The 19,655-nt window shown below is 59.6% G+C and carries 21 protein-coding genes; 15 read left to right on the forward strand and 6 right to left on the reverse strand.

Annotated features, from left to right (window positions below; translation table 11 throughout):
- Window positions 1-71: 71 nt before the first annotated feature.
- Complete coding sequence (locus Q8K09_RS15070) at window positions 72-440, reverse strand: DUF5064 family protein (RefSeq protein WP_305255795.1); 369 nt, start codon at window positions 438-440, stop codon at window positions 72-74.
- Window positions 441-534: 94 nt separating this feature from the next.
- Window positions 535-852 (reverse strand): DUF2288 domain-containing protein, encoded by a 318-nt coding sequence (locus tag Q8K09_RS15075; protein ID WP_305255796.1) that lies wholly within the window; start codon window positions 850-852, stop codon window positions 535-537.
- A 296-nt stretch (window positions 853-1,148) separates the two neighbouring features.
- Between Q8K09_RS15075 and Q8K09_RS15080 the strand changes: the two genes are divergently transcribed.
- The 10 genes from Q8K09_RS15080 (at window position 1,149) to Q8K09_RS15125 (ending at window position 10,930) form a co-directional block, all read left to right on the forward strand.
- Window positions 1,149-2,276 carry a branched-chain amino acid ABC transporter substrate-binding protein gene (locus tag Q8K09_RS15080; RefSeq protein ID WP_305255797.1) on the forward strand — a complete coding sequence of 376 codons (1,128 nt, stop codon included), beginning with the start codon at window positions 1,149-1,151 and terminating at the stop codon, window positions 2,274-2,276.
- Between the two features lie 122 nt (window positions 2,277-2,398).
- Window positions 2,399-3,322 carry a high-affinity branched-chain amino acid ABC transporter permease LivH gene (gene livH, locus Q8K09_RS15085; protein ID WP_305255798.1) on the forward strand — a complete coding sequence of 308 codons (924 nt, stop codon included), beginning with the start codon at window positions 2,399-2,401 and terminating at the stop codon, window positions 3,320-3,322.
- On the forward strand, window positions 3,319-4,587 hold the full coding sequence (locus Q8K09_RS15090; protein WP_370869549.1) for a high-affinity branched-chain amino acid ABC transporter permease LivM: 1,269 nt from the start codon (window positions 3,319-3,321) through the stop codon (window positions 4,585-4,587). The genes livH and Q8K09_RS15090 overlap by 4 nt, the downstream gene beginning before the upstream one ends.
- Entirely contained in the window at window positions 4,584-5,351 is a 768-nt protein-coding gene (gene livG / locus Q8K09_RS15095; protein WP_305255799.1) for a high-affinity branched-chain amino acid ABC transporter ATP-binding protein LivG, read from the forward strand. Before Q8K09_RS15090 ends, livG begins: the two co-directional genes overlap by 4 nt.
- The gene (locus Q8K09_RS15100) at window positions 5,351-6,052 is read left to right on the forward strand and encodes an ABC transporter ATP-binding protein (protein WP_305255800.1); all 702 of its coding nucleotides are present in this window, start codon (window positions 5,351-5,353) and stop codon (window positions 6,050-6,052) included. The genes livG and Q8K09_RS15100 overlap by 1 nt, the downstream gene beginning before the upstream one ends.
- 173 nt (window positions 6,053-6,225) lie before the next feature.
- A complete protein-coding gene (locus Q8K09_RS15105; RefSeq protein WP_305255801.1) occupies window positions 6,226-6,936 on the forward strand; it encodes an rRNA pseudouridine synthase in 711 nt (236 codons plus the stop codon).
- Between the two features lie 51 nt (window positions 6,937-6,987).
- Window positions 6,988-7,449, forward strand: coding sequence for a DUF1456 family protein (locus tag Q8K09_RS15110; protein WP_305255802.1), 462 nt, complete (start codon window positions 6,988-6,990; stop codon window positions 7,447-7,449).
- Window positions 7,450-7,659: 210 nt separating this feature from the next.
- Window positions 7,660-8,430, forward strand: coding sequence for an SDR family oxidoreductase (locus tag Q8K09_RS15115; protein ID WP_305255803.1), 771 nt, complete (start codon window positions 7,660-7,662; stop codon window positions 8,428-8,430).
- Between the two features lie 96 nt (window positions 8,431-8,526).
- Window positions 8,527-9,222, forward strand: coding sequence for a tRNA (N6-threonylcarbamoyladenosine(37)-N6)-methyltransferase TrmO (gene tsaA / locus Q8K09_RS15120; protein ID WP_305255889.1), 696 nt, complete (start codon window positions 8,527-8,529; stop codon window positions 9,220-9,222).
- A 340-nt stretch (window positions 9,223-9,562) separates the two neighbouring features.
- Window positions 9,563-10,930, forward strand: coding sequence for a bifunctional diguanylate cyclase/phosphodiesterase (locus tag Q8K09_RS15125; protein ID WP_305255804.1), 1,368 nt, complete (start codon window positions 9,563-9,565; stop codon window positions 10,928-10,930).
- Window positions 10,931-11,127: 197 nt separating this feature from the next.
- Here Q8K09_RS15125 and fpr read toward each other — a convergent pair whose 3' ends face one another.
- Window positions 11,128-11,907 (reverse strand): ferredoxin-NADP reductase, encoded by a 780-nt coding sequence (gene fpr / locus Q8K09_RS15130; RefSeq protein ID WP_305255805.1) that lies wholly within the window; start codon window positions 11,905-11,907, stop codon window positions 11,128-11,130.
- Window positions 11,908-12,016: 109 nt separating this feature from the next.
- Here fpr and Q8K09_RS15135 point away from each other — a divergent pair, with 109 nt between their 5' ends.
- Window positions 12,017-12,943 carry a LysR family transcriptional regulator gene (locus tag Q8K09_RS15135; protein ID WP_305255806.1) on the forward strand — a complete coding sequence of 309 codons (927 nt, stop codon included), beginning with the start codon at window positions 12,017-12,019 and terminating at the stop codon, window positions 12,941-12,943.
- Between the two features lie 27 nt (window positions 12,944-12,970).
- On the opposite strand, the gene Q8K09_RS15140 is transcribed toward Q8K09_RS15135, so the two are convergent.
- Entirely contained in the window at window positions 12,971-13,336 is a 366-nt protein-coding gene (locus tag Q8K09_RS15140) for a diacylglycerol kinase (protein ID WP_305255807.1), read from the reverse strand.
- 78 nt (window positions 13,337-13,414) lie between these two features.
- On the reverse strand, window positions 13,415-14,062 hold the full coding sequence (erdR, locus tag Q8K09_RS15145; RefSeq protein ID WP_305255808.1) for a response regulator transcription factor ErdR: 648 nt from the start codon (window positions 14,060-14,062) through the stop codon (window positions 13,415-13,417).
- A gap of 203 nt (window positions 14,063-14,265) precedes the next feature.
- On the opposite strand from erdR, the gene Q8K09_RS15150 reads away from it, so the two are divergent.
- Window positions 14,266-15,219 carry a DMT family transporter gene (locus tag Q8K09_RS15150; RefSeq protein WP_370869550.1) on the forward strand — a complete coding sequence of 318 codons (954 nt, stop codon included), beginning with the start codon at window positions 14,266-14,268 and terminating at the stop codon, window positions 15,217-15,219.
- Here the strand turns inward: Q8K09_RS15150 and Q8K09_RS15155 are convergent.
- Window positions 15,155-15,865, reverse strand: a complete 711-nt coding sequence (locus tag Q8K09_RS15155) for a tRNA-uridine aminocarboxypropyltransferase (protein ID WP_305255810.1) — start codon at window positions 15,863-15,865, stop codon at window positions 15,155-15,157. The two genes, Q8K09_RS15150 and Q8K09_RS15155, sit on opposite strands and share 65 nt — an antisense overlap.
- A 187-nt stretch (window positions 15,866-16,052) precedes the next feature.
- On the opposite strand from Q8K09_RS15155, the gene Q8K09_RS15160 reads away from it, so the two are divergent.
- From Q8K09_RS15160 to Q8K09_RS15170, 3 genes are all read left to right on the forward strand, one after another.
- Window positions 16,053-16,445 (forward strand): quorum-sensing-regulated virulence factor family protein, encoded by a 393-nt coding sequence (locus Q8K09_RS15160; RefSeq protein WP_305255811.1) that lies wholly within the window; start codon window positions 16,053-16,055, stop codon window positions 16,443-16,445.
- Window positions 16,446-16,692: 247 nt separating this feature from the next.
- On the forward strand, window positions 16,693-18,096 hold the full coding sequence (locus Q8K09_RS15165) for an MBL fold metallo-hydrolase RNA specificity domain-containing protein (protein WP_305255812.1): 1,404 nt from the start codon (window positions 16,693-16,695) through the stop codon (window positions 18,094-18,096).
- Between the two features lie 445 nt (window positions 18,097-18,541).
- Entirely contained in the window at window positions 18,542-19,621 is a 1,080-nt protein-coding gene (locus tag Q8K09_RS15170) for an LOG family protein (RefSeq protein ID WP_305255813.1), read from the forward strand.
- Window positions 19,622-19,655: the final 34 nt, after the last annotated feature.

Below are 19,655 nucleotides of genomic sequence, written 5' to 3' on the forward strand. Positions count from 1 at the left end.
GGAGCAAAGCGACAGCCCGGCACAGGCTGCTTCGCGAATCTGCGGCAGTGACGCCCGATTCGGTAGCGCCACTACAGCCCGTCTTTTTCCAGATGGTCGAGATCGACCGGGTCGCCGCTATGGGCTCCCAGAATGCTACGGATGTGCTCGAACATCTGGTCGAACTCTTCATGACCACGCATGATCATGCTGTGGTTGGCCGGCAGCCCATGCTTTTGCGCCAGACGGGTGGCCACGCTGGCAAAATTGAAGGCGGTATCGCGGTGCAACTCGAACTCTTCCTCGAAGGCCTTGCCCGCCACTTCGCCGACCATGCGCATATGCAGCATCGCCCCCTCCACAGGGTCCTGGCGCACCTCGTAGTAAAGGTCGATGCTGAACAGAGGTCGATCATCACTGACAATCTGGTTGCCGCGATGCAAGTGTCCTGGTTCGAACATGGGCGTTGCCTCTATCTAGCTGCGAGGCCGTCAGTATAACCACCCCACCGACACCTGCATGCCCGCAAGCCGCTAACAAGACACTCGCGCCAGATCAGTGCAGAACCGGGGCAGCCGCGCGCTCTTGCGTCAGCACCCAGGGCGCCACCACCACGGCCCAGAGCTGCGGATCGCGCTGCAGCAGGTCGGCCGCGCAGTCGTCGTCAACCCGCCGCAATTGGCCCGCGGCCAGCCAAGCCGATACCTGGTCTTGGTCGTTCTGCGCCACAGCCTCAGCCACCGCGATCAGGTCCTGGTCAGCCCCAACCAGCAACAAGGCACCACGAGCAAAGAATGGCTGCAATTGCTGCCAGTTAATAGGCGCAGTTTCTCCAAGCAGCTTGGCATAGAGGGTGCTAGGTTGTTCAGTCATGATTTGTCCACAAATATAGTCCGCATTTTGCTGGGGCAGCATGATAGCGCCGAGCAAGCACCTGGCAAGTACGCCGACGCTGGAAGTCACTGGCAAGACACGCCGTTTTTCTATACGTTCCTTGCAATAAAGCGACATATACCTGCACTACGCTCAATGCTTGGCTTTTCAATCAACAAAGCAGCGCTCTACACTGCACCGGTAAAGTTGCCGGGGCTATGACTGGGTGAAGTGATCCAGTTTTGCAGCGTTGGCTGCCAGAACTACACAATGAAAATAAATAAGAGTGGAGCACTATGAACAAGGCTACTAAGCAGATCTCCAAACTGTTTGCCGCCATGGCCATGGCCGGCGTTGCCAGCTACTCGCTGGCGGCTGACACCATCAAGATTGGCCTCGCCGGCCCCGTAACCGGTGCTGTCGCACAATATGGCGAGATGCAATTCATCGGTGCCAAGATGGCCATCGAGCAGATCAACAAAGCCGGTGGCGTCAACGGCGCAATGCTCGAAGGCGTAGTCTATGACGACGCTTGCGATCCGAAACAAGCCGTGGCCGTAGCTAACAAGATCGTCAACGATGAAGTGAAATTTGTGGTTGGCCACCTCTGCTCCAGCTCCACTCAGCCAGCGTCTGACATCTACGAAGACGAAGGCATCCTGATGGTTACTGCGGCCTCTACCAGCCCGGAAATCACCGCTCGCGGCTACGAACTGGTGTTCCGCACCATCGGCCTGGACAGCCTGCAAGGCCCGACCGCCGGCAACTACATCGCCGATCAGGTCAAGCCGAAAGCCGTTGCCGTGATTCACGACAAGCAGCAGTACGGCGAAGGTATTGCCACCGCGGTCAAGCAGACCCTGGAAAGCAAAGGCACCAAAGTAGTTCTGTTCGAAGGCATCAATGCCGGCGACAAAGACTTCTCCGCGATGATCGCCAAGCTCAAGCAAGCCAACGTGGACTTCATCTACTACGGTGGCTACCACCCAGAGCTGGGCTTGCTTCTGCGTCAATCGGCCGAGAAAGGCCTGAGCGCCAAGTTCATGGGACCTGAAGGTGTAGGTAACAAGGAAATCTCGGCCATTGCTGGCCCGGCCTCCGAAGGGATGTTGGTCACCCTGCCGAAGTCGTTCGATCAGGACCCACGCAACCAGGCGCTGGTTGAGGCGTTCAAAGCCAAGAATGAAGACTCCACCGGTCCGTTCGTGTTCCCGGCCTACGCTGCCGTGCAAGTGATTGCCGAAGGCATCGAGAAAGCCGGCGATACCGATACCGCCAAGGTAGCCGCAGCCCTGCGCGCTAACACCTTCGACACCCCGACCGGCATGCTCAGCTTCGATGAGAAGGGCGACCTGAAAGACTTCAGCTTCGTGGTCTACGAGTGGCACCAGGACGGCACCAAGAGCGAAGCTCCGCTGAACTGATAAGCGGCTTCCCGCCTGAACCCAAAGCCCACTGCAGCGCAGTGGGCTTTGTTTATTAGAAGAATTCTGGTCTCACCCTGCGCCATAAGCGCTGACGTGCGTGACGACCCAGGAGTTAGGCAATGCCTGATCTGTATCACTACCTGCAGCAGCTGGTTAACGGCCTGACCGTTGGCAGCACCTATGCCCTGATTGCCATTGGCTACACCATGGTCTACGGCATCATCGGCATGATCAACTTCGCCCACGGCGAGGTTTACATGATTGGCTCCTATGTAGTCTTCATCGTCATCGCCGGCCTGGCCATGTTCGGCCTGGACAGCTTGCCGCTGATGATGATCGCGGGCTTCGCTGCCAGCATCATCGTCGCCAGCGCCTACGGCTACAGCATCGAACGGGTCGCCTACCGCCCTCTGCGTGGCGGTAACCGCTTGATCCCGCTGATCTCGGCGATCGGCATGTCGATATTTTTGCAGAACCTTGTGTTGCTCTCCCAGGACTCCAAGGACAAAGCGATTCCAAACCCCTTGCCGGGCAACTTCGTGTTCGGTGAAAGCGCCATGAATGGCGTGGTCATTTCCTACATGCAGGTGCTGATTTTTGTCGTCACCTTCCTGGCGATGGTCGGCCTCACCCTGTTTATCTCCCGATCCCGCCTGGGCCGCGCCTGCCGTGCCTGCGCCGAAGATTTGAAGATGGCCAACCTGCTGGGCATCAACACCAACAACATCATCAGCCTGACCTTCGTCATCGGCGCGGCCCTGGCCGCGATTGCAGCAGTGCTGCTCGGTATGCAGTACGGGGTGATCAACCCGCACCTGGGCTTCCTCGCTGGCATCAAGGCATTCACCGCAGCGGTACTCGGCGGGATCGGCAGCATTCCGGGCGCGGTACTGGGCGGCCTGCTGCTCGGCGTAGCTGAAGCTTTCGGCGCCGACATCTTTGGCGATCAGTACAAGGACGTGGTGGCATTCAGCCTGTTGATACTGGTGCTGCTGTTCCGCCCGACCGGCATCCTGGGTCGTCCGGAGGTTGAGAAAGTATGAGCATCTTGATCAAGAAAAACCTCAAGACCGCGATCTTCAGTGCACTGCTGGTGCTCGCTGTGGCCTATCCGGTTATCGGCCTGAAGCTTTCCACGGTCGGCATCAAACTGGAAGTACAGGGCGCCAGTCCGGCAGTCCTGTGGACCATACTCGGCAGCTCGATTGCCATGTTTTTCTGGCAATTGTTCCGTGGCCAGCTGAGCGCCGCCTGGAGTCATGCGCCCAAGTTGCCAAGCATGCCGGGCAAAGCCAGCGCGTTTCTCACCCTGCCATCGACACAGCGCTGGGTAGTGCTCGGCCTGATCATCGTGGCGCTGGCCTGGCCGTTCTTCGGCTCCCGGGGCGCGGTGGATATCGCCACACTCATTCTGATCTACGTCATGCTCGGCCTTGGCCTGAACATCGTGGTCGGCCTGGCAGGCTTGCTCGACCTCGGCTACGTGGCCTTCTACGCCGTAGGCGCCTACAGCTATGCGCTGCTGTCGTTCTACTTTGGCCTGAGCTTCTGGATCTGCCTACCCATCGCTGGTCTGATGGCGGCGTTCTTCGGCTTTATCCTGGGTTTCCCGGTGCTGCGCCTGCGCGGCGACTACTTGGCCATCGTCACCCTGGGTTTCGGTGAGATCATCCGCATCCTGCTCAACAACATGACCTGGCTGACTGGCGGCCCCAACGGCATCGGCTCGATCCCCAAGCCGACCCTGTTCGGCCTGTCCTTCGACCGCAAGGCCGCCGAGGGCATGCAGACCTTCCACGAGTATTTCGGGGTGGCCTACAACTCGATCAACAAGGTGATTTTCCTTTACCTGATCGCCCTGGTGCTGGTGCTGCTGACCCTGTTCGTGATCAACCGTCTGCTGCGCATGCCCATCGGTCGCGCCTGGGAAGCCCTGCGCGAGGACGAAATCGCCTGCCGCGCCCTGGGCATGAACCCCACCGCGATCAAGCTCTCGGCCTTCACCATCGGGGCCTGCTTCGCCGGTTTTGCCGGTAGCTTCTTCGCCGCACGCCAAGGCTTGGTAAGCCCGCAATCCTTCACCTTCATCGAGTCGGCAATCATTCTCGCCATCGTCGTACTGGGCGGCATGGGCTCGCAACTGGGGATCATCCTGGCGGCCATTGTGATGATTCTGCTGCCGGAGCTGGCACGTGAATTCAACGAATACCGCATGCTGATGTTCGGCGCCCTGATGGTGCTGATGATGATCTGGCGTCCGCAAGGTCTGCTACCCATGCAGCGTCCGCACCTGGAGTTGAAACAATGAGCCGGCCGATCCTGGAAGTAAGCGGCCTGTCCATGCGTTTCGGTGGCCTGCTGGCCGTCAACGGTGTGGGACTGACCGTCAATGAAAAGCAAGTGGTGTCGATGATCGGCCCGAACGGTGCCGGCAAGACCACGGTATTCAACTGCCTGACCGGCTTCTACCAGCCAACCAGCGGCAATATCCGCCTCGATGGCGAGCAGATCGAGGGCCTGCCGGGCCACAAGATCGCCCGCAAGGGCGTAGTGCGCACCTTCCAGAACGTGCGGTTGTTCAAGGACATGACCGCAGTGGAAAACCTGCTGGTCGCCCAGCACCGCCACCTCAACACCGGCTACCTGGCAGGACTGCTGAAGACCCCGGCGTTTCGCAAGAGCGAACGCGATGCCATGGCCTTCGCCGCGTACTGGCTGGATAAGGTCAACCTCACCGAGTTTGCCAACCGTCCTGCCGGCACCCTGGCCTACGGGCAGCAGCGCCGCCTGGAGATCGCCCGCTGCATGATGACGCGACCACGCATCCTCATGCTCGACGAGCCGGCGGCTGGCCTCAATCCAAGAGAAACGGATGACCTCAAGGCGTTGATCCACATGCTGCGTGATGAACATAACGTCACCGTCTTGTTGATCGAGCACGACATGAAGCTGGTCATGAGCATTTCCGACCATATCTATGTGATCAACCAGGGCACCCCCCTGGCCGAGGGGACGCCGGAGCAGATCCGCGACAACCCGGACGTGATCAAAGCCTACCTGGGGGAAGCTTGATGCTGTATTTCGACAATGTTTCCACCTTCTACGGCAAGATTCAGGCACTCCACGACATCAGCGTCGAAGTGCGCCAGGGCGAGATCGTCACCTTGATCGGGGCCAACGGCGCCGGCAAGTCGACCCTGCTGATGACCCTCTGTGGTTCGCCCCAGGCAAGCAGCGGCAGCATCCGCTACCAGGGTGAAGAATTGATCGGCCAGAATACGCCGGACATCATGCGCAAGAGCATTGCCGTGGTACCGGAAGGCCGCCGCGTTTTCTCCCGCCTGACCGTAGAAGAAAACCTGGTCATGGGCGGTTTCTTTACCGCCAAGGCCGAGTTCCAGGAGCAACTGGACAAGGTCCTGCACCTGTTTCCACGCCTGCAGGAACGCCTGACCCAGCGCGCCGGCACCATGTCCGGTGGCGAACAGCAGATGCTCGCCATCGGCCGCGCACTGATGAGCAAGCCCAAGCTGCTGTTGCTCGACGAACCCTCACTGGGGCTGGCGCCGATCATCATCCAGCAGATCTTCAGCATCATCGAACAGCTGCGCACGGATGGCGTGACCGTGTTCCTGGTCGAGCAGAACGCCAACCAGGCGCTCAAGCTGGCCGACCGCGGTTATGTACTGGAGAACGGTCGGATCGTCATGCAGGGCACTGGGCATGATTTGCTCAATGACCCCAAGGTGCGCGACGCCTACCTGGGCGGTTAAAAACCCGGCGAGCCACGCGCACCAGGCAGCGCTCGCCGCGCGTTGAAACTGACCTCGCACACTGGACACCGCTCTTCTGAGCGGTTTTTTATCTGCACCGTTCGCCCATTGATCCGCGCACAACGCCCCTGGCCAGTTACAATGGTCGCCCTTTTTTGCCGACGACCCTTTCCATGACCGACCCGATACGCCTGTCCAAACGCCTGATCGAACTGGTCGGCTGCTCACGCCGTGAGGCCGAGTTGTACATCGAGGGCGGCTGGGTGCTGGTTGATGGTGTGGTGGTGCAAGAGCCGCAATTCAAGGTTGAAACGCAGCGCGTAGAACTGCTGCCGGACGCCGTACTGGCGCCTGTCGAGCCGGTCACCCTGCTGCTGCACGTGCCCTCTGGTCACTTTCCGGATCGCGCGGTCGAAACCGTTAGCCCGGCCAGCCAATGGCCCGAGGACAACTCTGGCATCCGCCCGCTGAAAAGCCACTTCGCGCGCCTGATCACCTGCTTGCCATTGCAGGCCGGCGCCGATGGCCTGCACGTACTGACCCAGGATTGGCGGATCGAGCGCAAGCTCAAGGAAGACCAAGCCAAGCTGGAACAGGAATATGTGGTCGAGGTGATCGGCACGCTCAGCAACAGCCAGCTGAAACGCCTGAACCATGGCCTGAGCTTCAACGGCACCGCCTTGGCGCCGTGCAAGGTCAGCTGGCAGAACGAAACCCGTCTGCGCTTTGCCTTGAAAAATCCCCTGCCCGGGCAGATCGTCTTCATGTGTAACAGCGTCGACCTCAAGGTGCTGGGCATGAAGCGCATCCGCATTGGCGGCGTGCCCATGGCCAAGGTACAGCCTGGCCAGTGGCGCTATCTGGCCGCGAAAGAACGCTTCTAACTCTTTTTCAGCTGCTGCCGCTTGTGCAGCAGCCCTCTTCAGGACACCCCCATGCTTAATAACGATGTACTGCGCAGCCTGCGCTATATGCTCGACGTCAGCGATGCGCAGCTGAGTGAAATCATCAAGATCGGCGGCAAGCAGGTCGCTCTCGACGACCTCGCAGCCATGCTCAAGAAAGAAGATGAAGACGGTTTTGTCGCCTGCGACGACGAGCTGATGGCTTACGCCCTCGACGGCCTGGTCTACTTCAAGCGTGGCAAGGACGAAAGCCGTCCAGCGCACCCCCTGGAACTGCCCGTGACCAACAACATGGTGCTCAAGAAACTGCGGGTCGCCTACGAACTCAAGGAAGACGACATGCACGAAATCATGCAGAGCGTCGAGTGCCCGGTATCAAAACCCGAGATGAGCGCGCTGTTTCGCAAATTCGGCCACAGCAACTACCGCACCTGCGGTGATCAGTTCCTGCGTAACTTCCTCAAGGGCCTGACCCTGCGCGTGCGCGGCTGAGTCAGCGCACCGGTTAGGGCTAGGCGTAGGCTGGGGCGGGCGGCGTTCCGCGCGGGGTATAGCTGCGCGTCGTTGGGCTTCGCGCAGCTCAGCCCGACCTACTCCCCGTTCTGCCTGCCGCATGGTGGCGTATTTCCAAGGCCAATGATGACTGCCACCACGCAGTCAGGCGATTAGGGTAATGGCACTCATCCGTTAAAAGGATTCGCCATGCACCCTTACTTCTCCCTGCAAGGCCGCACTGCCCTGGTAACGGGCGGCACTCGCGGTATCGGAAAAATGATTGCCAAAGCCTTTGTCGAAGCCGGCGCCAGCGTCTACGTTTGCGCCCGTGATGGCGAGGCCTGCGCGCAAACCGCCGCAGAGCTCTCAGCTTTCGGCACCTGTCACGGTATCGCCGCCAACCTGGCCAGCGAAGAAGGCGTGCAGGCCTTGGCCTCGCAGCTAGCGGGCGAAATCGGCGAGCTGGACATCCTGGTCAATAATGCTGGCACCACTTGGGGTGCACCGCTCGAATCCTACCCGGCCAAGGGCTGGGAAAAAGTCATGCAACTCAACGTGACCTCGGTGTTCAGCTGCATCCAGCAACTGCTGCCACTGTTGCGCAAAGCCGGGTCGGTGAGCAATCCGGCGCGGGTGATCAATATCGGTTCGGTCGCTGGCATCAGCTCCCACGGCGAAGACGCCTATGCCTATGGCCCAAGCAAGGCTGCGCTGCATCAGCTGTCGCGCATGCTTGCCCGCGAACTGGTCGGCCAGCACATCAACGTCAACGTGATCGCCCCAGGGCGCTTTCCCAGCAAGATGACCCAACACATCATCCAGGATGACGCGGCTATGGCCGAAGATACCGCGCTAATCCCGATGCAGCGCTGGGGCCGCGAGGAAGAAATGGCCGCCCTGGCGATCAGCCTCGCCAGCACTGCCGGTGCCTATATGACCGGCAATATCATCCCTATCGACGGCGGCTTTCACCTCTAGCAGGCCGATGACTAACGACGCATGAGACGCTGCGGCAAGTCTGTGGCGCGGCACGAGTCAGGTACTATGGCGGCGTTCTCTCTTGATCACGCCAGCATGCCCTACTCCGTTTCCCCCATCGGCTTCGTCCGCTCCTGCTTCAAGGAGAAATTTGCCATTCCCCGTCAGCCACAATTGGCACCGGCGGCGCGCGGCGTATTGGAACTGGTTGCGCCCTTCGATAGCGGCGATGCCGTGCAAGGCCTGGAGCAGGTCAGCCATGTCTGGCTGTTGTTTCTATTTCACCAGGCACTGGAAGACCGGCCACGTCTGAAAGTACGCCCACCGCGCTTGGGCGGGAATAAATCGGTGGGCGTCTTCGCCACCCGTGCCACCCACCGCCCAAACGGTATTGGCCAATCGGTGGTCAAACTGGACAAGGTCGAACCTGGCAAGCTCTGGCTGTCAGGCATCGATTTGCTCGACGGCACCCCGGTACTGGATATCAAGCCCTATGTGCCCTACGCCGACAACGTCGCGACTGCCTACAACCGCATCGCCGACGCTGCGCCGCAGCTGATCGAGGTGCAATGGCTGGACGCGGCTCTTAGCCAGGCGCGCAGCCACGGCCTGCGACTGAACGAGCCCCTGGTCGAGCTGATCGAGCAATGCCTGGCCCAGGATCCACGTCCGGCCTACCAAACCCCACAGCCCGAGCGGCGCTACGGCTCACGCTTCTGGGATGTCGATGTGCGCTGGCATTACCCAGAACCGGGAAAGATCTGCGTATTGGAAGTAGTGGCGGCAGGCTGAACCATGGGTAAGTAAAGGGCGACGCACCCGTTAACTGTTGCACAAAGAGAAGCCACAATTGGGGCGGTAGCGTTCCGTTGAGGAGCAAAGCAGCGAAGCCGGACAAGCCATTCCGCCGCCTGCTGCCTGCGGCCTGCTGCGCTCGACACCAAGCCATCGATTGCATGCAATGCCTAGCGGGGGCATGGCTGTGGCGTGAAGCCTCTTCACATGCTGATTGAAGTAATCCTTTCGCGGCGCTTGGGCTGCGGCTAAAGTTGGGCCCAAGGCGTTACCTTTTGGCACACCGCCACAGTCTTCTGCAAACCAGGGTTAATCCCGAGAACCCATAATTCACTTTATGAATAAACAGCCTTACGTGCCATCAGTTGACCTCGTAGACCTTCTCCTCGATGCCATCTGTGTGGTCGACAAGCAAGGATGCTTCGTTTTTGTCAGCGCGGCCTGCGAGCGGATTTTTGGTTATACCCCCGAGGAAATGCTCGGCAGGAACATGATCGAACTGGTATTTCCGGAAGACCGCGCCAGAACGCTGCAAGCGGCCAGCGAAATCATGGCAGGCACTAGCAAGCCCAGCTTTGAAAATCGCTATGTGCGCAAGGATGGGCAGATCGTTCACATCATGTGGTCGGCACGCTGGTCGGCGGACGATCAACTGCGGATTGCCGTGGCCCATGACATCAGCGAACGCAAACACAGCGAGACCATGCAAGCAGCGCTCTATGCCATTTCCGAAGCGGCGCACCTGGCCAAGGATCTGCCCGGACTGTTCAAGAAAGTTCACTCAATCCTTGGCGAACTGCTGCCCGCCATCAACTTCTCAGTGGCTCTTTACGATGAGCAGAATGACCAACTGGACTTTCCTTATCATATAGATGAGCAGCACCAGGCACCGGCTCCGCACAAGCGCGATGCACCGACTCTCAGCGCCGAAATCATCCGCTCCGGGCAGACCTTGCTGCGCTCAGCCGAAACGCTGGCAACACTGCCCAAGCATGTACAGTCGATCGACTGCAGCTCACTGTATTGGCTCGGCGTGCCGCTCACCTCGCATAACGGCACCATTGGCGCCCTGGTAGTCCAGAGCTATACCCATGGCGAGCGCTACACCGACAAGGACAAAGAACTGCTGCAATTTGTCTCGACCCAGGTGGCGTCGTCCATCGAACGCCAGCAAATGCTCACTCGCCTGCAGTTCATGGCCCAATACGACGCACTCACCCACCTGCCCAACCGTGCACTGCTCCATGACCGTATGCACACGGCGCTGGCAAGGGCGCACCGGGTGCAGACGCAACTGTCGGTTCTGTTCCTCGACCTGGACAAGTTCAAGCAGGTCAACGATACATTCGGTCATGCCACCGGCGATCTATTGCTACAAATGGTCGCCAATCGACTCAAGCAATGTATTCGCGAGTCCGATACGGTCGCGCGCCTGGGTGGCGACGAGTTCGTGATATTGATCGAGGACTTCCACTCACCGGATCACGCGCTACTGATTGCCGAGAAAATCCGCGTGGCGCTCAACCAGCCGTTCGAGCTGGACGGCCAGTCCCACACAATTTTGCCGAGCATCGGGGTGGCGTTCTACCCACAGCATGGTGATGATGCGCAGCAGCTGCTAAACCATGCCGACAACGCCATGTATATCGCAAAGAAAAACGGCGGCAACTGCTTTCAAGTCACCCTGGAGCCAAACTCACGCTGAGAGCTCGCCGCCCGTTCCAGCGCGGACTCGACGGTTGGGCACATCCGCGGCGGTACAACACATAGATCGGATGTAATGCGCAGGCAATGTGTCAGCGCAGGACGTTTCTGCGAATTGCATCCGCGCAAAAAAATCCCGTTCACTTGAGTCAAGGGAACGGGATTGCAGCTGCAGCAAGCCTTTGCAGTCTCTGGAGCTTACTTCTCGACGAATGCACGCTCGATCAGATAATCGCCTGGCTCGCCCATACGCGGGGAGATTTTCAGGCCGAAGCTGTCGAGCACTGCCGCGGTTTCGTCGAGCATACTCGGGCTGCCGCAGATCATTGCACGGTCGTCCTGTGGATTAATCGGCGGCAGGCCGATATCACGGAACAATTTACCACTGCGCATCAGGTCGGTCAGACGGCCCTGGTTCTCGAACTCTTCGCGGGTCACGGTCGGGTAGTAAATCAACTTGTCCTTCAAGGCATCGCCGAAGTATTCGTTTTGCGGCAAATGCTCGGTAATGAACTCGCGGTAGGCCACTTCGTTGACGTAACGCACGCCGTGCACCAGCACGACTTTCTCGTAGCGCTCGTAGGTTTCCGGGTCCTGAATCACACTCATAAAGGGCGCCAGGCCAGTGCCGGTGCTGAGCAGGTAGAGGTGTTTGCCAGGCAGCAAGTCATCCAGCACCAGGGTGCCGGTGGGCTTGCGGCTGACCATCAGTTCGTCACCCGGCTTGAGGTGCTGCAACTGCGAGGTCAGCGGGCCGTCCTGCACCTTGATGCTGAAAAACTCCAGATGCTCTTCGTAGTTGGGGCTGGCAATCGAATAAGCACGCATCAGCGGGCGGCCATTGTCCTGCTGCAAGCCGATCATCACGAACTGGCCGTTTTCGAAACGCAACCCGGTATTACGGGTGGTCTTGAAGCTGAACAGGGTGTCGTTCCAATGGTGGACGCTGAGTACGCGCTCGACGTTCAGATTGCTCATGCTGGTTCCTCAAGAAGCGCTGGCATAGTTACGGTTGCAGCAGATTCTAGGCGGGCGCAGAATATCTGTTAAGTGAATAATCAAGATATAGGTTATCGGTTATATAGATATGCGATTTACCCTCAGACAACTGCAGATTTTTGTTGCCGTCGCCCAGCAGGGCAACGTCTCGCGCGCCGCCGAATCGCTGGCCCTGTCGCAGTCGGCCACCAGCACCTCGCTGAGCGAACTGGAGCGCCAGTCCGATTGCCAGCTGTTCGACCGGGCCGGCAAGCGTCTTAGCCTCAACGCCCTGGGCATGCAATTACTGCCTCAGGCGGTGGCGATGCTCGACCAGGCCAGGGAAATCGAGCGCCTGCTGGGCGGCAAAAGCGGCTTTGGCTCATTGAACGTCGGCGCCACGCTGACTGTCGGCAATTACCTGGCCACCCTGCTGATCGGCAGCTTCATGCAGCGTCACCCGGAATGTCGAGTGAAACTGCAGGTGCACAACACCGCTTATGTGGTGCAACAGATCGCCCACTACGAACTGGACATGGGCTTGATCGAAGGCGATTGCCAGCACCCGGATATCGAGGTGCAACCCTGGGTGAAGGACGAATTGGTGGTGTTCTGCGCGCCGCAGCATGCCCTGGCCAAACGCGGAGAAGCCAGCGTGGAAGAGCTGACTCGCGAGGCGTGGATTCTGCGCGAGCAAGGTTCCGGTACCCGCCTGACCTTCGATCAGGCCATGCGCCATCACCCCAGCAGCCTGAATATCCGCCTGGAGCTGGAACACACCGAAGCCATCAAGCGCGCGGTGGAGTCCGGCCTGGGGATCGGCTGCATTTCCCGCCTGGCCCTACGGGATGCGTTTCGCCGTGGCAGCCTGGTGGCGCTGGAAACGCCCGAACTGGATCTACGTCGGCAGTTCTACTTTATCTGGCACAAACAAAAATACCAGACCGCAGCCATGCGCGAATTTATCGAGCTATGCCGAGCACTAACTGCCGGAGTCAAGCGCAGCGACGAGATCGTTCTGCCGAACATTGCCTGACCGCCGCCGCTCTCGGGCCGCCGGCCATCAGCCCAGCAGGATCACCGTCCAGACACTGGCAATCAATGCCAGGGACATGAATTGCGCGGCACTGCCCATGTCCTTGGCGTTTTTCGACAAGGGATGCAGTTCCAGGGAGATACGATCAACCGCTGCTTCCAGCGCAGAATTGAGCAGCTCGACGATCAACGCCAGCAGACAGACACCGACCATCAGGGCGCGCTCGCCCCGACTCACATCGCTGTAGAAGGCCAGTGGAATCAGCACCAGATTGAGCAGCATCAATTGACGAAATGCGGCTTCGCCAGAAATCGCGACGCGCAATCCCGCCAGCGAATAACCTGCAGCATTAACAATACGTTTAAGGCCGGTCTGGCCCTTGAATGGCGACATAATACGGCTGCCTGGAATGTAAAAAGCCGGCTGGCAACATAACTATAGACTGGCACCAACAAAGCAACCCAAGCCTGCTCAACTACTCGGGATCGACTCCATCTGCTGCAACAGCAGCGCCGCCTGAGTGCGGGTACGCACGCCGAGCTTACGAAATATTGCGGTGACATGCGCCTTCACCGTCGCCTCGGAAACGCTCAGTTCGTAGGCAATCTGCTTGTTCAGCAAGCCATCGCAGACCATGGTCAACACCCGGAACTGCTGCGGGGTCAGGCTGGCCAAGCCCGCACTGGCAGCCTTGGCCTCGGCAGACACCTGGGCAGCCTCCTCGGTTTGCTCCGGCCACCAGGTATCACCATCCAGCACCACTTGCACGGCCGTCTGGATACTCTGCAGGGAACTCGATTTGGGAATGAAGCCACTCGCACCGAACTCACGCGCCCGCGCTACCACGGCGGCCTCTTCCTGTGCAGAAACCATCACCACCGGCACTTGCGGGTATTGCCCGCGCAGCAATACCAGGCCGGAAAAACCATAGGCACCAGGCATGTTGAGATCGAGCAGAACCAGATCCCAATCTGACTTTTCTGCCAGGCAGGCTTCCAACTCGGCGATGCTGGCTGCTTCCACTAATCGTAACTGCGGGCCGAGGCCCAAGGTCAGCGCCTGCTGAAGTGCGCTGCGAAAAAGTGGATGATCATCAGCAATCAGGATTTCATAGGCCATTGCAGATCCTGTTCTTGTTATGTGGGTAACGCTGGCACTGGCTCATCGAAGGAAACTCAACAGCCAGCTCAATTTAGCCATGCATAGTACACGGGCAAGCACACATGCGCCTAAGGCGGCGCTCAGCATGCCGAGCGATCATGGAGTGGTCAAGCGAGTTACTTTACGTCACAGTTCGCGACTTTGTTCAACGAGACTGTTTTATGCAAAGCCAAGCCCTGCGCGCTGACCTCTTGATGCTGCTGACTGCGATGATCTGGGGCTCGGCCTTCGTCGCCCAGCGCCTGGGCATGGACTCGATAGGCCCCTTCCTCTATAGCGGCCTGCGCTTTGCTTTGGCGGTATTGATTCTGCTGCCCCTGCTACCGCTGCTTGAGCGTCGTTCGCGCAGCGCGCCAAGCGTACCGCTGAACCGTCAACTGCTGCTCGGTGGCGGCCTGATGGGCTTGGCGTTGGCCCTGGGGATCAACCTGCAGCAGGCTGGTTTGCTCTTTACCAGTGTCACCAACGCCGGATTCATCACCGGCCTGTATGTGATCATTGTGCCCTTGCTCGGCCTGCTGATCGGCCACAAGACGGGGCTGGGCATCTGGCTGGGCGCTTCGCTGGCGGTGGGCGGGATGTTCCTGCTCAGCGTCGGCGAAGGCTTTCAAGTCGCCTATGGCGACTGGCTACAGTTGGCCGGCGCATTTGTCTGGGCGGTGCATGTGCTGCTGGTCGGGGTTTTCGCCAGACGCCATGATCCATTGCGCCTGGCCGTGGTGCAATTTGCCACCTGTGCGCTGATCAGCCTGTTGTTGGCGTTGATCTTCGAGGACATCCAGCTTGACTCGATCATCGCTGCCGGACCGGCGATTCTGTATGGCGGCCTGTTCGGTGTGGCCATCGGCTTCACCTTGCAGGTGGTCGCGCAAAAGCATGCGATCGCCTCGCATGCCGCAATCATCCTCTCGCTCGAGGCCGTGTTTGCCGCCATTGCCGGCGCCTGGCTACTGGGCGAAGCGTTGCAACTGCGCGGTTATTTCGGCTGTGCGCTGATGCTCGCTGGCATGCTCCTGGCGCAACTATGGCCGAAAAAAACCAGCACACCGCTCACAGAAACAGCCGCAAGCGCTGATGCAGCGAGTCGTTCAGGTCAACCGCGCGCGGAGCTTTAGCCGCCAGGTAGTGCTGGCTAAAGACATCCAGGTAGGCATTCAGCGCATCGGCGGCCTGCTGATCACCGGCCAGCTCCAAGCAAAGCGCCGCCACCTCGGCGGTGCACAGGTGATCGTCGCGTGTGGAGCGCCGCAGGCGATAGCGTGACAACTGCTCGGGCTGCAGGCTGAGCACCGGCAAGCCTTCTAGGTAAGGGCTTTTGCGGAACATCTTGCGTGCTTCGGTCCAGGTCGCATCAAGCAGGATGAACAATGGCCGCTTGCCAGGCACAGGCTGCACCTCGCTGACCACCCGCTCAGGCGCGACGTATTCACCAGGAAAGACCAGATAGGGTTGCCACTGCGGATCACTCAGCAGCGCCAGCAAGTCAGGCTCGACTACGGTGCGCAACCAGCCAAAGGCCGATGTGTCGCCCACCACATCGGCAATCAACCAACCGGTATTGCTCGGCTTGAGCGCCTCGACATCATGCATCAGCAAGCACATGCCCGACCTCGCTTCCACCTGCGGACGCCAGGCGCACAGGCAATGACTCAGCGCGAGCCGACAACGCTGGCAACGCACAGCCTTGGAACCTCGGGCAAGAAAGGGTTTTTCACTACGGGCAATGCGCGCGGCACGCAAACGAGCGACGGCATGGCTCATGTGTAAAGCATTCCGCAGCGAGAGATGAAAGGCATGTTGAGTCCTGGCGTGATAAGCAGGCCAGTCTAACAAAGCGCCCACTATTGCAGGGATCTACCCTGCCGGTTGCAAGGTAAGCTGGTCACCTACTGAACCTCGGCAGGCTGATGCCTGTCTCAAAGGGTTCTAACTGACTGCGGAGAAGCCCATGCTGCGCCTGATTGCTCTAACCCTTGCCCTACCTGCGCTGGCTCAGGGTGCATCGCTGAACAACTTCGAGCTGAGTAAGGCTCTCGAACGCGTCGCCCGCGAAAGCAGCGTTGGCACGCCACGGGCGATCAACGAAGACATTCTCGACCAGGGTTATAGCGTCGACGGTAATGAGCTGGTCAACCACCTGAGCGTGCGCCCCGAGCATGCTGCGCGGATGCGTGGCAACCCGGATAGCGTGCGCGCGCAGCTGGCCAACAGCGTGTGCCGCAACGCGGGCTACCGCCAGCTATTGGACAGCGGCGCTGTCTTGCGTTACGAGTTCAGCGAGTACAAGACCAACCGCCCGGTCGTCAGCGAGCGTTTCAGCAACAGCGACTGCGGCGAGTAGGCCTGCCAGTCAGTCAGTGCGTCACGCGCCTCACCGGCGAAAAGTTTTTGCACGGGATTCGGGCTCGACCAAGGCAGGGCCGGCCAGCTCGCTGACACTCGGCAATAGTTGAGGCATGGAGGCATGCTCCGCATCGTTTGGCCCAGTCCAGGGCAACCCAAACATCCGAAATGCTGACCTGCATCAAGGTCGTCGACGGGCCTTCCCGGCACCCTGAAGTCACTCGTCATCATCAAGGATTTCCGACATGGCTCTCCTCAGCTTTCTTGGCGCCATCCAGCAAGTCACTGGTTCCTGCTACCTGATCGAAAGCCGCGATGGCGCCAAGGTGCTGCTTGAGTGCGGCATGCGCCAGGGCCGTCGCGAGGAGGATGAAGGCAACCGCGCGCCCTTCCCCTTCGACCCGCTGACACTCGACGCGGTGGTGATTTCCCACGCCCACATCGACCATAGCGGTCTACTGCCAAAACTGGTTGGCGCCGGCTATCGTGGGCCAATTTTCGCCACCGAGGCCAGTTGTGAACTGCTGGAACTGATGCTGCTGGATGCCGCGCAAATCCAGGAGAAAGATACCGAGTGGGAAAACAAGTGGCGTGCGCGCCAGGGCAAACCGCCACTGAGCCCGCTCTACACCACCGAGGATGCCGAGCAGGCCCTCAAGCAACGTCGTCCGCAAGCCTATAGCGCGCAGGTCGAAGTGGCCAAGGGCGTACAGGTTACCTTTCACGAAGCCGGGCATATTCTTGGCTCGGCGATCGTCGAAATGCAGGTGCAGGATCACCACCTCACCCGGCGCCTGGTGTTTTCCGGCGACCTCGGCAACACCTGCTCGCCGCTGATGCACCCCCCGACCACACTCGACCGCGCCGATTTGGTACTGCTTGAGTCCACCTATGGCGATCGCGATCACCGTAACAACGAAGACACCCTGGATGAGCTGGCCGAGATCCTGCAACAGGCCCATCGCGACGGCGGCAACGTGCTGATACCGGCCTTCGCCGTCGGTCGCACCCAGGACCTGATCTATTACCTCGGTCGCTTCTACCAAGAGGGCCGACTGCCGCAGCAAGCGGTGTTCCTCGACAGCCCGATGGCGATTAGCGCCAACGCCATCTATTCGCGCTTTCAACACCTGTTCGACCCGGACGATCACGCCGCCATTGCGCACAAGCCCGCCAGGCGCATCGAGGACTGGCTGCCGATCCTGCGCTGCACGCCAACCCCGGAAGAGTCCATGGCGATCAACCGGGTCAAGAGCGGCGCCATCATCATCGCCGGCAGTGGCATGTGCACTGGCGGACGCATTGCCCATCACTTTAAACACAACCTCTGGCGCGAGGATTGCCACGTGGTGTTCCCCGGCTTCCAGGCCAAAGGAACCCCAGGCCGCGCGATCGTCGACGGTGCCAGCTCAGTGAAAATGCTCCACCAACGCATCGCTGTCAAAGCGCAAATCCACACCCTCGGCGGCTTCTCCGCCCATGCCGGGCAGTCGCAATTGCTCGATTGGGTCAGTCACTTCGACCATCATCCCGAGCTGTACTTGGTACATGGCGAACTGGAGAAAATGCAGATACTGCAGCAAACTTTGCGTGAGCGTTTGAACTGGATTGCCAGCATCCCGGAGCCAGGCGAGCAGATCGCCATCTGAACCCCTGCGCGACAATTGCAGCACGTGCACCTTCCTCAGAGAGTGCAGGTGCTGAGGTTGCAGCGTTCTCGGCCAGCAGACTCTTTACGGTGTTGAGTCGCGCATCCCGGACCAAGCCAATCAGCCCCCCGCAAACCCAGCGATAGAATTCGCGGCACGGAGCTGAAGGCGGCCGAGGCACTGCCTGTGGCGACCTTGAAATCGCGCCCAGGTATCAACAGGCAAGCGTTATTATTACATCCTCTCGCGCGTCGTCCCGGCGAGCCGGTTCGCGCTTCGGCAGCAGGCCGCTAGAATCTGATGCGGTCTTCCCGAGCTTGAAATTTTCTGCATACCAATCAGGTATTTAGCACTTCCAAAGGGCAAGTTCGGGTAATACTCTGAGCATGGCTGGGCGTTCATAACAGCGAATGAGCCCGGCCGGCATCCTGAAAGGAGAAGTTGAATGCCTTATGAATTGGATGATTATTTATCCCGTCATTTTCAGACCAGCGGCATTGATCTTGCCGACAAAGTCGACGAACTGATCGCCCTGGTCGCCCCGGGAGACAGCCCGAACCTGCCGTTATATCGCGACATGCTGATCACCGTGATTCGCATGGCACAGGCCGACCGCAATCGCTGGGACGCCAAGATCATGCTGCAAACCCTGCGTGAAATGGAGCACGCATTCAGCGCCCTCGAGCAGTTCAAACGGCGGCGCAAGGTTACGGTATTCGGCTCGGCGCGCACGCCGCCCAGCCACCCGTTGTATACCTTGGCGCGCGAACTCGGGGCCACCCTGGCGCGGCACGAGCTGATGGTGATTACCGGTGCCGGTGGCGGCATCATGGCCGCCGCCCATGAAGGCGCGGGCCTGGAAAACAGCCTTGGCTTCAATATCACCCTGCCTTTTGAGCAAGGGGCCAATGCCACCGTACATGGCACCAGCAACCTGCTGTCATTCCACTTCTTCTTCCTGCGCAAGCTGTTCTTCGTCAAGGAAGCAGATGGCCTGGTGCTCTGCCCTGGCGGTTTCGGCACCCTGGATGAAGCGCTCGAAGTGCTTACCCTGATGCAAACCGGCAAAAGCCCACTGGTACCCGTGGTACTGCTCGATCAACCCGGAGGCAGTTTCTGGAAAGAGGCCATGGCTTTTATCGAAAAACAGCTGGTGGGTAACAGTTATATCCTGCCCAGTGACCTGCGCCTGGTGCGCCTGGCACACAGCGCCGCCGAGGCAGCCGCGGAAATCGCACACTTCTACGGTAATTATCACTCCAGCCGCTGGATCAAGGATCGCTATGTAATCCGCCTCAACCATGCGCTCAATGAGGTGGCCATGCAGCAACTGAACCTCGAGTTCAGCGGCCTGTGCACCAGCGGTGGCTTCCAGCAGCAGCCTTACTGCGAATCCGAACTGGACGAGCCCGAACTCTGCCACCTGACCCGCCTGGCGTTCGCCTTCAATAGCCGCGACCACGGTCGTTTGCGCGAACTGCTCGACCTGATCAACCTGCCGCAACACTGGCAACAGCCAAGCTGATTACGCCTGAGGACAACGTCTGCTTTGCGTAGCG

Origin of the sequence: Pseudomonas sp. (assembly GCF_030683065.1) — a bacterium.
Classification (GTDB): Bacteria; Pseudomonadota; Gammaproteobacteria; order Pseudomonadales; family Pseudomonadaceae; genus Aquipseudomonas.